At 62.5% G+C, this 12,421-nt stretch carries 10 protein-coding genes; 1 reads left to right on the forward strand and 9 read right to left on the reverse strand.

Going from position 1 to position 12,421, the window contains the following annotated elements:
• Nucleotides 1–380: 380 nt before the first annotated feature.
• A complete protein-coding gene (locus tag ABWU19_RS12670; RefSeq protein ID WP_435902040.1) occupies nt 381–902 on the reverse strand; it encodes an HNH endonuclease in 522 nt (173 codons plus the stop codon).
• Nucleotides 903–1,124: 222 nt separating this feature from the next.
• Between ABWU19_RS12670 and hslO the strand changes: the two genes are divergently transcribed.
• Nucleotides 1,125–2,051, forward strand: a complete 927-nt coding sequence (gene hslO / locus ABWU19_RS12675) for an Hsp33 family molecular chaperone HslO (RefSeq protein ID WP_435902041.1) — start codon at nt 1,125–1,127, stop codon at nt 2,049–2,051.
• Nucleotides 2,052–2,187: 136 nt separating this feature from the next.
• Here the strand turns inward: hslO and galK are convergent, their stop codons facing one another.
• The 8 genes from galK to ABWU19_RS12715 all read right to left on the reverse strand — a co-directional run bounded on the left by galK (nt 2,188) and on the right by ABWU19_RS12715 (nt 12,352).
• Complete coding sequence (gene galK / locus ABWU19_RS12680) at nt 2,188–3,231, reverse strand: galactokinase (protein ID WP_435902042.1); 1,044 nt, start codon at nt 3,229–3,231, stop codon at nt 2,188–2,190.
• A 54-nt stretch (nt 3,232–3,285) separates the two neighbouring features.
• The gene (locus tag ABWU19_RS12685; protein WP_435902043.1) at nt 3,286–4,287 is read right to left on the reverse strand and encodes a M24 family metallopeptidase; all 1,002 of its coding nucleotides are present in this window, start codon (nt 4,285–4,287) and stop codon (nt 3,286–3,288) included.
• 46 nt (nt 4,288–4,333) lie between these two features.
• A complete protein-coding gene (gene galT / locus ABWU19_RS12690; RefSeq protein WP_435902044.1) occupies nt 4,334–5,374 on the reverse strand; it encodes a galactose-1-phosphate uridylyltransferase in 1,041 nt (346 codons plus the stop codon).
• Between the two features lie 104 nt (nt 5,375–5,478).
• On the reverse strand, nt 5,479–6,933 hold the full coding sequence (locus ABWU19_RS12695) for a glycoside hydrolase family 36 protein (protein WP_435902045.1): 1,455 nt from the start codon (nt 6,931–6,933) through the stop codon (nt 5,479–5,481).
• A gap of 4 nt (nt 6,934–6,937) precedes the next feature.
• Complete coding sequence (locus ABWU19_RS12700) at nt 6,938–8,878, reverse strand: beta-galactosidase (RefSeq protein WP_435902046.1); 1,941 nt, start codon at nt 8,876–8,878, stop codon at nt 6,938–6,940.
• Nucleotides 8,879–9,101: 223 nt separating this feature from the next.
• Entirely contained in the window at nt 9,102–10,112 is a 1,011-nt protein-coding gene (locus tag ABWU19_RS12705) for a carbohydrate ABC transporter permease (protein ID WP_435902047.1), read from the reverse strand.
• Entirely contained in the window at nt 10,109–10,948 is an 840-nt protein-coding gene (locus ABWU19_RS12710; protein ID WP_435902048.1) for a carbohydrate ABC transporter permease, read from the reverse strand. The genes ABWU19_RS12705 and ABWU19_RS12710 overlap by 4 nt, the downstream gene beginning before the upstream one ends.
• Before the next feature lie 111 nt (nt 10,949–11,059).
• A complete protein-coding gene (locus tag ABWU19_RS12715) occupies nt 11,060–12,352 on the reverse strand; it encodes an extracellular solute-binding protein (RefSeq protein ID WP_435902049.1) in 1,293 nt (430 codons plus the stop codon).
• Nucleotides 12,353–12,421: the final 69 nt, after the last annotated feature.

Here is a 12,421-nt window from a genome sequence, read left to right on the forward strand (position 1 = left end):
GGTAGAGCACAACCTTGCCAAGGTTGGGGTCGCGGGTTCGAGTCCCGTTTCCCGCTCCAGCTTGCGCCAACTCATGGCGCATCGAACCCCCACTTCACCAGAGGTGGGGGTTTCTGCTTTTTTTTCGATTTCAGGAGTTGGGCTTTGTTCAATGGGAAGTATCCATCTTTCTATCTGCCCTATTTACTCGAGCTCTGCCGGAGCTTACGTCGTGAACCAATGCCCGCTGAGCAAAAGTTGTGGACGGTACTGCGGAGCCGTCAACGGGGAAGCTGACCGAGGGGGTGGTGCAGGCCATCCTGACCAGCTAGGCCACACTTCCGCAAGGAACAAGGTACGCCTTCGGAGCGGGTCAGTGGGAGAATGGAGCAATTTTGGGGCTAGCGGTGGTGATCCATATCGGGCAGGTACGTGCGCCAGGCTTCGGGCAGGTGGGGCAAATCGGCTACCAGCAACAGGCTGTGGCGAGGAGCGATGGGGCGGCGGGCCAGGTGCATACCGGCTTCCTCGGGGGTGCGGTTTTTCTTCTTGAGGTTGCAGGGACGGCAGGCAGTTACTAAGTTTTCCCAGATGCTGCGGCCCCCCCGGCTTTTGGGGAAGACGTGGTCTACCGTGAGGTCGCCCCCGCGTTTGCCGCAGTACTGACAGGTGTAGGCATCGCGGCGCAGGATGTTGCGGCGGTTAAGCGCAAGCCGCCCTGGAGGGCGGCGAACAAGACGTTTGAGGCGGATGATGCTGGGGATGGGGTAGGGGGTACTGGGAGTTCGTAGGTACTCGCCGCTTTCCTCGACCACTTCGGCGGTTCCATTCATAACCAGGATAACAGCACGCTTGACGCTTGCTAACCCTAGGGGCTCATAACCAGCGTTGAGCACCAGAATACGGGGGGAGTCGAGGTTCACGGTTCTTAGGATACTCGAAAATTGTCAGAGGATTCTAGAGCGCTCTTCATAGTCCTTGAGCCCGTCACCAACATTACTACTGCGTCCTACACAGGACAGTGGCCTCCCGGATGGGAGGCCACGTCTGTGACGAGTGCCATAATCTGCTGGCAGCGGTCGCCTGTTGTAGAACCTAAACCAACACCCTTTTGCGCGTGGCGTTGCTGTTACAATCGAAAAGTTATGGGTCGTTTGATTCGCGGGCTGGCTGCCGAGGGAAACCTGCGGGTGCTGGCTGTAGAAACCACTGATATTACCGAAGAAGCCAGAGAACGCCACCAACTTTCGCCCACAGCCACAGCGGCTTTGGGCCGGGCGATGAGTGGGGTTTTGCTGCTCACCTTTCTGCTCTCCAAAACGCCTAAGGAGCGGGTAAGTCTCCAGTTTGTAGGCGATGGTCCCCTGGGGGGGCCTGTAGTAGAGGCGGCGCCGGATGGGTTTGTGCGGGGGTATGTCAAAAACCCTCAGGCCAACCCACCCTTGCGCCCTGATGGCAAACTTGATGTGGGGGCGGCTATTGGGCGAGGCGAGCTTAAGGTAGACCGGCTGCTGTCCAACGAGGAGCTTTACCAGTCCAGCGTGGAACTGGTGAGCGGTGAGGTGGCCGAAGACCTGGCCCGCTACCTGTGGCAGTCCGAGCAGATCCCCTCGGCGGTGCTGCTGGGGGTGCGGGTGCATGGACAAGGCGAGGTACAGGTTGCGGGGGGCGTAGCCATTCAGGTATTGCCGGGCTGCCCTGAGGAAGTGATTGAGCGGCTCGAGCATAACCTTCAAGGCCGTTCGGGCATTACCGACCTGCTGCTGGAGAAGGGGCTCGAGGGAACCGTCGAGGCCTTGATGGAGGGCCTGGGTTACGACCCTACCGACCTGAGTGTGGTGGGGTTTCGTGAGGGGTATATTCCCCTTGCGTTCCGCTGCCGCTGTAGCCGCGAACGTGCCCTGAATGCTTTAATCTACTTCTCTCCAGATGAGCGTGAAGAAATGATCGAGCAGGACGGGGGCGCCGAGGTGCTGTGCCACTGGTGTGCGGAGAAGTACCAGATTACCCCTGAGGAAATCCGCTCATTGCCTATGGGCGAGGGCTTTATGCCTGAGGTACCCAAAGCCTGAGGGCCTCACAGGCCATCGAACAGGTCGTGAAGGGGCCAGTGTGCTGCCGGTGGGGAAGGCCTCGTCGTCGGGGTGGGCGAACACGGCCAGAATGGCGGGAAGAGCCATGACGGGATTATGCTTTCGGCTCTCGAGCTCAAAAAAACCGTGCCCTGGGGTAATCCTGCAAAACACCCTGCTTGAACGCCTCGTACCTGGATGCCTCGACCAGGGCCACCGTCGAGCCGCCAAAACCGGCCCCGGTCAGGCGAGCCCCCACCGCTCCGTGGCGCAGCTCGGCCTCTACCAGCTCGTCCAGTTCGGGAATTGAGACCTCGTAGTCGTCGCGCAGGGAGATGTGCGAGGCCACCATCAGCTCGCCAAAGCGCTTTATATCGCCCTGCAAGAGTGCCTGCACCCCATCCAGCACGCGCTGGTTTTCGGTCACCACATGGCGGGCGCGCCGGTTCAGGGGTTCGGGCAGGGCCTCTAGGCGGGGGAGGTCGGTAGGGGAAAGCTCGCGCAGCGACTTCACCCCCAGCAGTTCGCAGGCTTGCTCGCACTCGCTGCGGCGGGTGTTGTAGCCTGACTCGGCTAGGCGGCGCGGCACCGCCGAGTCCACCACGGCCACCCGGTAGCCCTGGGGTAGGGGGGCCAGCCGGGTCTGGAGGTTCTGGGTGTCCAGGAACAGCCCATACCCCAGCCGCCCTACCGACGAGGCCATCTGGTCCATAATGCCGCAGCGCACACCCACATACTCCACTTCGGCTTGCTGGGCCAGCCGGGCGATCTGCACGTCGTCTAGGGGCAGCTGGTAGAGCGCGCGCAAGGCCCGCAGGGCGGCCACCTCCAGCGCCGCCGAACTCGAGAGCCCCCCGCTCATGGGCACCTCGCTGCGGATGTAAGCCCGCAGACCGGGCACAGCGTAGCCGTGCTGGCGCAAGACCCAGACACAGCCCGCAATGTAATCCAGCCAGTCGCCTTGCTTGGCTACATCCAGCCCGCGGCTTTTGCGCTCCCGAAAGTTCTCGGCATAAGCCTCGAGGCCCTCGGCAGCGGCAGCTTCGATATAGGTCTGGTAGGGGAGGGGCGTGGGGAAGACGAACCCCCCGTTGTAGTCGGTGTGTTCGCCCAACAGGTTGACCCTTCCGGGGGCGGAAGCATGCACCTGGGGTTCTGAGCCAAAGATGTTTTTGAACATAGTTGCACTCACGGGATGGATAGATGTGGGGGTCTGGATTCGCTCAACATCGGCTTAGCCCTCGAGCACCATCGGGCGCGGGCGCCCGTCCACGGGTGTCATGGGCCAGGTGGGGTCGAGGGTCAGGTTTTCCAGCCCTTGCTCGCCGAGCAAAAAGGTATCTTCGACCTTGGCGCCGGGGAGGCTGGGGTTCCAGGCCAGGGCCATGCCGGGCTCGAGCCGGGTGGGTTGGTCGGGGCGGGCCAGCACCTCGCGGCTCTTGTAGCCGGTCAGGCCCCCCTGGTGGTGGTTTTCAAACTCCTGGGGGTAGCCAATGGCCTGGTAGGCAGCGCGGATCTTTTCCAGTACCTCGCCCAGGGTAGCGCCGGGCCTCGAGGCCTCGAGGGCCGCCGCTTCCACCTGGCAGATCTGCTGGTTGAGATGCTGGGCTTCGGGGTGACCGAAGCTGCGCAGGCGGCTCAGGTTGGCAATCAGGCCGTGCCGCCGTCCACAGACCACCCCCATAAACAACCGCCCCAAGCGCTGCTGTTTGGGAATGGGGTGGCGGTAGCGGAAGAGCCGCTCCTCACCGGCGACCAGGAGTACCAGGGGCTGAATGCCCTTTGAGAGCAAGGCTTCGCTGATGGCCCCGGCCAGCTCGTACTCGCTCCAGTCGGGGTCGGCAAAGCGAAGGCTCTCGCCCAGGGCGGTGGCGGCATCCTGGCCCAGGGTGCGGTAGCGGGCCTGCTCTTCCGGCGAGAGCACCAGGCGCAAGGGGGTGAGGTCGTGCTCGAGGTCGCTGGGCCCTTCGGGGGCGGGCGGACTGTACCAGGGGTAGCGCACGACCTCGAGGCCCATTACCTCTTCGTCCAGCAGCCGCCCGGCCTCTATCTGCGATGCATGGAGGCGCACGCTGGCTGGGGTGACCTCGAGCCAGGCCGCTACCGGGCGAAAAACCACCACCGTGTTGTCGCCCCCGCTTAGCCAGGCGAAGTTCTCGGGCTGCTGTACAAAAAAGTGCGTATAACCCCGGGCTTCCATCCAGGCCCGCAGGCGGGTCAGTGCAAATGCGTTCATACCTCAACCTACCTTTTTTCTGAAGAGGCTGCCGGTAACAGAGCCATCAAACCGCCACATCGCGCAGGGTTTTGGCGGTTTCTTCGGGCAGGGCATCCATAGCAAAAGTGCCAGCGGCAATCTCGGTGCCGGCCAGGTATTTTAGCTTGTCGGCGGTGCGCAGGGCCGGGTAGAACTCCACGTGGAAGTGGAACACCTCCTCGGCCCCCTTGGGGGCGGCGTGCAGGGCCATGATGTAGGGCATGGGTTTCCCAAAGAGGTTGTCCAGCTTTTGCACCACCTGGCCCAGGAGCCAGGCAAAGCTCTGGGTTTCCTCCTTTGTAAAGGCCCACGGGCCGGGGCGGAACTGCTTGGGAAAGAGCAGCACCTCGTAGGGGTAGCGGGCGTAGGGGGGGACGCAGGCGAGGGTGTGCGCGTCCTCCAGAACCGTGTAAGGCCCCAGGTGGGGCAGCAGGTTGAGCAACACCGGGCTTTTCTGAAAGGCCTCGAGCTCTTTTTGCAGGATGGGTGGAATCCAGGGGTAGGCGTAAATTTGACCGTGGGGGTGGTGCAGCGTGACCCCAATCTGCTCGCCCCGGTTCTCGAAGGGCATCACGTACTGGATGTTGGGGCGGGCATAGAGCTCCTGGTAACGGTCGGCCCAGACCCGCACCAACAGCTCGCGTCGCTCGGGGCTGAGGGAGGCCAGGCTGCCGCTGTGTTCGGGCGTAAACACCACCACTTCGCAGTCGCCTTTGGCATCGTGGGTGGGGATGACCAGACCCTGTGGGGGCTCCCCGGCGTGGGGGGAGAGGGAGGGCCAGCGGTTCTGAAAGACGGCAATCTCGAAGTCTTCGAAGGGGATTTCGGTGGGGAAGCCGCCGGGTTTGCTGGGGGCCAGGGGGTCGTATTCCTTGGGGGGCAGGAATGTTCGCCCCTGACGGCTGGCGGCAAACACCACCCATTCCTGCCTCAGGGGATGCCAGCGGGCATGGGACTGGGCTTGAGCGGTGTTTTCGCCCTCCTCGAGGGCGGGCAGGGTGTGCGGTTCCAGGCCGTACAAATAGAGCATGCGGCCATCTTTTTTCTGGTGTACGCGCTTATGCATGCTAACCTCAAATTGCTCGATGGCGTTCAGTCGGGATAAAGGGTCTGGCCTGGTAGCGGCTCCTCCTGCGGGCTGGGCAGGCACGGGCATCTGCGGCAACCGCCCTAAAGCTCCAGCCAGCGGGCAAAATCCACCTCCCGCTCGCCAATCCTGAAGGTATAGGGGCCGGTTTGTGCGATGGGCGGGGTGGCCTCGAGCCAGGCCTTAAGCTGCTCGCGCTCCTCGCCGTCCAGCCATTCGGGGGGGTCGGAGGTGGCTTTGAAGCCCGCGACCAGCGCCAGGTCTTGCAGCACCGCCCGCTGGGCAGGGCCCAGCAGGTTGTAACGGGTACGGAAATAGGCCACATCGGGGTCGGTGTGCACCAGCGGCTTCAGCCAGAGGCGGTGCAGGCTGGTACGCAGGGCATTGTAGGCGCTGGGGCCGGTGGGGTCGTGCAAGAAGACCCGCCGGTCTTCGTTGTCCCAGTAAGGGGCCACGTCCGGCCCAATGCGAAGCCCATCCACCAGACCCAGCGAGGCGATGATGGGAGCGCCACAAGCCAGGATGTACACATCGTCACCTGCGGCCTCACGGACGATGCGCAGCGCTTCGCGGTAGGCATCCTCTCGAGCCTCCCCGGCCTGCCGGTGGCCGGGGAGTGCGGCAGCATACAGAAAATCCAGCTTCAAGTAGCGATAACCCCAGCCCCGCACCTTCTGGATAAGACTACGCAACCAGTTTTGTACGGCGGGCAAGGTCACGTCGAGGGCGTAGAAGCCCCCCCAGTTGATGCCCGCCGGAACCAGGTCGCCTTTTTCGTCGCGCAAAAACCAGTCGGGGTGTTCTTTGAACAAGTTGGAGCTGGGACGGGCAATGAAAGGGGCCAGCCACAGGCCGGGGGTTAGGCCCTGGCTCTGGGCCCGTAGCGCGATGGCAGCCATGCCCGAGGGAAACTTGTGGTTGGGTTCCCAGTCGCCCATATTTTGCTGCCAGCCATCGTCTACCTGGAACACCTCGAAAGGCAGCCCTTGCAGGCCAGCGATGGTCTGGAGCATCTGGCCTTCCGAGATGTCGCTGTAGTAGCTGTACCAGCTACACCATACCCTGGGCGCGGGTTGCTGGGCCCGCACCCCCAGGGTGGTGGCCAGCAGTTCGGCGTAGCGGGCCAAAACCTCTCCGGTTTCGCCGTAGGCCAAAAACCACTGCATCTCGTGGTCAGCAAGGCCTTTGAGGCTCAGGCGGTCTGCCTCGATGCGGGCACCAGGACGCAGCGCGCCCAGAAAAAGCATCCGCCCGTCGTAGCCTTCGATGCCCCCCAGGCCACTGCCACCGTGGACGGGCGAGAGGGCGTAGGCGGGGTCGTCGCACTGGGGCCGCCGTTCGGGGGGCAGGATGGGCTTGGGGTTTTCCTTGAGGCTGACCCAGGCCGCCTCGCTCCAGCTTTGCCAGCCCTGCTTGAAAAACATGGTGCGCCCGAAGGGATGGCCAATTTGCACGGTTTTGCCAGTAAGCAGGTAGCCGCCCAGGGTTTCCTCGAGCCTGCTTGCGCTTATGTGGAAGTTGTAGCCCTGGATCTGCATGGTGCTACTCCGGGGTCCAGATGCACAGATTATAGGCCGCGACAGTGGGGCCTCCCAAAACAAAGCGGGCGCCAGGGGGAGCCGGAACGGGTCGGGGCTGGTTGCTGTAGTTGAAAGCAAAGACCCAGTTGCCCCGCCGCCGGAGGCGCAAGCCTTCGGGTAAAGCTTGCGTGGTTAAGCCCGCGCTTTGGGCGGCTTCGGCCAGGTAGTGCTGGAGAAACTCGCGATTTGGCCAGAAGGCCAGGTAGTGCCGGTTCTGTTGCTGGTAGATGGCCCCCTTGCCGTCGCTGAAGGTGGCCTGTGGGGTCAGGCCAGACTCAACCCACTCCTTCCATACCCCCACCTGCCAGGCTTGGCCCTGCCAGAGCACGGTGTCGGTCAGCCCTGGGCGCCAGCTCTCCACTCGAGTCACCCTGATGGGTAGCAGTTCCTGCAAAGCACCGGGGGGTAACTGGGCTGGTATGCCCAGGGCCTCGGTTTTGGAGCCGGTACGGGGCCCAAAGACCAGGGTGCCAGGGGCGGTGCGGAAGGCCTCGAGGGCGGCTTCGCGCAGGATGGGCAGGCTGGGCACCACCACCAGCCGGTAGGGCTTCAGGCTGGCCCCAGGGGGCACCATGTCCACGTCCAGCCCCAGGCTGCGCAAGGCTTGGTAAAAATGCCAGACCAGGTCGCGGTACACAAACCCCTGCCCCTGCGGCTGAATCCGGTAGACCCAGTCGGCCTCGTAGTCGAAGACCAGGGCCACCGGGGCTTTGGCGCCGGGGGGCAGGGAGAGCTGGTGTAGCTCCTGGGCCACCTGCTGGGCCTCGTAAAAGCCCAGGTCGGGCTCGAGGTCGGGGCGGTTCAACCCGGCATGAAACTGCTCCTGGGCCTGGGGAAACTGCCGCCAGCGGAAGTAGCTCACCACCTCGGCGCCGTGGGCCAGGGCTTCCCAGGTCCAAAGCCGCACCATGCCAGGGGCCGGCGAGGGGTTGTGGTGGGCCCAGTTGACCGGCCCCGGCTGCTGCTCCATCACCCACCAGCGGGGCTTTACCCCACGGTAAAGGTCGTGGTGGAAGGCGGCCATATCCGGGTGGCCGGTATGGGCATAGCGAAGCTTCTCTTCTGGTGTGCAGGGCAGCACATCCATATCGGTGAAGCCCAGAGGATAGCTGTCCCAGCCAGCAATGTCGAGCGCCTGGGCCAGCTTAAAGTGGTCGAAGTCCGGGGTGTAGCCCATGAAGTTGTGCAGGATAAAGCGCCCAGGGGAGTGCTGCCTGAGAATGTCCACCTGCATGTGGTTGAAAGCGGCCACCTGCTCGGAGCTAAAGCGGTAAAAGTCGAGCCAGTGCGAGGGATTGGCCTCGGTAACGGTCTGGTTGGGCAGGTCGATCTCGCCAAAGGAACGGTAGGTCATGCTCCAGAACACGTTGCCCCAGGCCCGGTTGAGGGCCTCGATGTGGCCATAGCGGGCCTGTAACCACAGCCGGAAGGCCCGCAGATCCTCGGGGCCATAGCTGCGGGTGGTGTCGTGGCAGCCGTACTCGTTGTCGGTCTGCCAGCCCGCCACAAAGGGGTTCTGGCCGTAACGCTGGGCCAGCAGGGTCACGATGCGGCGGGCTTCCTCGTGGTAGACCCGGCTGCTAAAGCTGTAGTGGCGGCGCGAGCCGAACTTGCGCGGGCGGCCCTGGACGTCGTAGCCCAGGATGTCGGGGTGCTGATCGATGAGCCACTTGGGCGGGGTAGCGGTAGGGGTGCCCAACACCACCTTAAGCCCGGCCTGGCCCAGGGTTTCGATGGCCTCATCCAGCCAATCCCAGGTAAAACGACCGGGGTCGGGCTCGAGGCAGCTCCAGGCAAACTCGCCGATGCGGACGTAGGTCAGGCCCAGCGCATGAAAGCGCTGGGCGTCCTCGGCCCAGCGTTCGCGGGACCAGTGTTCGGGGTAGTAGCAGACGCCAAGCATAGGGTTCAGGAATAGGGGGAGACGAGGGTTTTTTTGTTGCCGGGGAATGTGTGAATGCCGACTTTACAAAGCTGGTGTGCTGTGCTGTTTACAGACTATCTTCATACACCGAACTCCTTTCACGCAAGGATTTGCCGATGGGCCAGCGCTGATCCCATTGAACCAGCGAGGAATCGGTGCCCAAGCCGTGCCTTTGTGGGAAGCGTTTTGGGGACCCCGCCATTTAGTCCTTCACCCCACCTGCGGTAATACCTGCGATAAAGTAGCGCTGCAGGAACAGGAACAAGACCAAAAAGGGCAGGGTGGTCATAACTGCCCCCACCATGATGCCCCCCCACGAGACCCGGGTGAGTCCAATCAGTGAGCCCAGCGCCACCGGTGCGGTCTGCATCTCGCGGTCGGAAAGCACCAACAAGGGCCACAGGTAGTCGTTCCAGGAGGCCAGGAAGAGAATGATGGCCAGGGCCGCCATGGCTGGGAGCACCAGCGGTATGGCGATGCGGAAGAAGATGCGAAACTCCCCGGCGCCGTCGATGCGGGCTGCTTCCAGCAGGCTCATGGGAACACTCAGGAAGTTCTGCCGCATGAAGAATACGCCCAGGCTATTCGCCAGCGAAGGTAGAATCACCGCCCACCAGGTGTTGGTGAGCCGGAAATCGAAAGTCATGGCCTCGCGCAGGGCGGGCACCCCAAGGAAAAGATAGGCCAGCGCTGCTACCGCGTAACCCAGCCACATTACCCGCCCCAGGGTGGGCGAGAACCGGAGCCAGGCCAGCAGAACAGCAATGCCGCCAAACACCGCCATCCCGATCAGGATAGCCAGCAGGGTTTTGGCCTCGCGGGCCACCAGGATGAACTGTGGGATTACCACGGCAAAATAGGGGATGGTCAGGGTGGCGATTACCAGCGAGAACAACAGCCCCTTGCCCCAGAACTGAAAACGGGCAAAAGCATACCCGGCCAGGCTGGTCAAAAAGATGGAGAGCACTGTATAGATGCCAGCCACCATCACGCTATTGAAGAGGGTGCGCAAGAAGTTGGTGTCCGACTGCAGGCTTTGCAGGTTGGTAACAAACTGGTTGCCCGGCAGGATGGGGGTGGGGGTGCTGAAGATGGCGATTTCGGGATGGGTCGAGAAGACGAACATCAACCAGAGCGGGGCCAGCCATAAGAGGGCCAGGGGGGTCAGGAACAGGTGCAGCCAGAGGCTGCGCCACCACAGCTGTCGTTTCATTGGTCCCTCCCAAAGAGCCGAAGTTGGATGATGGAGAAGACCAGTGCCAGCAGGGTGATGACGTAGGCGATGGCAGAGGCGTAGCCGAAGTTGATGTTCTGGAAGCCCTGGCGGTAGAGGTAGACCCCCAGGGTGGTGGTAGCGGTGCCGGGGCCGCCGTTGGTGATGAGCCAGGGCTCGGTGAAAAGCTGCAAGGTGCCGATAATCGAAAGCACCAGGCAAAACAAGAGCACCGGGCGCAGGCTGGGTACGGTGATGCGCCAGAACTGCTGCCAGGGGCTGGCCCCGTCAATCTCGGCGGCCTCGTAGATGTCTTTGGGGATGCTTTGCAGTCCGGCCAGGATGATGATGGCGTTGTAGCCGGTCCAGCGCCAGGTGAGGGTGGTGATGATGACCACCATGGCGCCTACGGGGTCGAAAATCCAGTTGAGCTCGAGGCCTAAAGCAGCATTGACCGCGCCGTTTTGATTAAAGAGCAGCCGGAACACCGCCGAGTAGGCCACCGCCCCTACCACCACCGGGGCAAAAAAGGCGAAACGAAAAAAGCCCTTGGCCTGCAGCAATTGCGAGTTCAGCGCAATGGCTAGAGCGGTGGCCAGGGCCAGCATTAGAGGAACCTGGATTACCAGGATTAGAACCGTGTTGCGCAGGGCATCCCAGAAGGCGGCATCGCCCAGGATGCGGCCCCAGTTGATGCTAATGTCCCAGACCGGTGGGTAAACCCGGGTATTTTGAAACGAGAGGAGCAGCGATTCGATGATTGGCCAGGCCCAGAACAAGGCGAAAATCGCCAGGTAGGGAAGCAAAAAAAGGTAGGGGGTCGCGCTACGTTTCACGCGTCCTCCCAGGAAAAAAGCGCACAGATGTGTTGCATCTTATGGAATGTTCCAAAAGTGATTCCGCTGTTGTAAAAGTTGGGGGTGGGGTTGCCCCACCCCCAAAAACCTTCAGCGTGCGATGGGTAGACCGGTGGCTTGGGAAATTTGCTGGGCGGCGGCGTCGAGGGCGGCCTTGGCGCTCGGGAAGCGCCCGGCTACGTAGTCGGCCTGGGTCTTGACCATGATGGCGCGGGCTTCCTGGAAGAACTGGGTGCCACGGGCTGCGGGTACGTTGCCGAGGGTGCCCAGGACAACCTGCCAGATGCGCTGGTTGCCCCAGTAGGGTTGTGGCTGGTTTACGTAGGGGTCGCGGGTAGCGGCCAGCAGCGAAGGCACCAGGCCATATTCTTTGAGCATGGTTACCTGGCCCTCGGTGGTGCCCAGGGCATAGCGAATAAAGGCCCAGGCAGCTTCTTTGTTGCGCGAGGAGGCGGGAATGGCCAGGGCCGAACCACCCAGGTTGGCCGCTCTTACGCCACCGGGACGGGAGGCGGGCATTGGGTAGACACCCCATTTACCGCTCTGTTCGGGTGCATTGGAGCGGATGGTGCCTTCGTACCAGGCTCCGAACATGCTGGTGGCTACGGTACCGGCCTTGAAGGCCTGGATTTGCTCGTTCCAGCCGCCTTGCATCACAATACCAGCGTCGATTAGCTTTTTGACCGTCTCGAGGGCCGTCACACAGCCGGGCTGGTTAACCGTAACGGCGCTGGCTTCGTTGTTGAAGTAGAAGCAGCTGTTCTGGTTGGCCAGCATGCGGAACCACTCGTCGTCCTGCCCGTTGGCGATGACCCCCACCTTAACCCGGTTGTTGGTGGCCGCGGCGATCTTCTTGCCCGCAGCAATAAAATCGTCCCAGGTGCGGATGGTGTTGGGGTTGACCCCGGCCTGGTTATAGATGTCGCGGCGGTAGAACATAACCACCGGGCCGGAGTCCCAGGGCATGGCAAAAACCTTGTTGCCCACGGTCAGTTCGGTCCACTTGAAGGCGGGGAACTGGTTGCGCAGGGTTGAGGCTGCCGGTTGCAGGGTGTTCATGTCGGTAAAGCAGTTGGGGAAGCGCGCCCAGAACACCTCGGCCTCGTTGTTTTCGATGGAGTACACGTCGGGCAGGTCGCCGCCGCCCGCTGCACAGCCCGCCAGCCCGCGGTCGTAGGTGGCCTGGTTGCCGATATCCAGCACCTTGACCTTAACGTTGGGGAAGAGCTTGTTGAAGCCGGGGATGTTGGCCTCGAGGGCCTTGGCGGCAATATCCCAGCTCCACACGGTAATCTCGCCGCGTAGGTTGGGGTTCCCCTGCATTTGTTGGGCCGAGGCCAGCGAGAGGGCCAGGGCTGCTCCTAAAACCAGTAGACGCTTCATGTATCCCTCCTTATACCAAATCTATGTAGATAATAACTCATGCCAAGCAAAGCCATAGCCCTACACGCC

Origin of the sequence: Meiothermus cerbereus, from assembly GCF_051297115.1 — a bacterium.
GTDB lineage: Bacteria > Deinococcota > Deinococci > Deinococcales > Thermaceae > Meiothermus > Meiothermus cerbereus_A.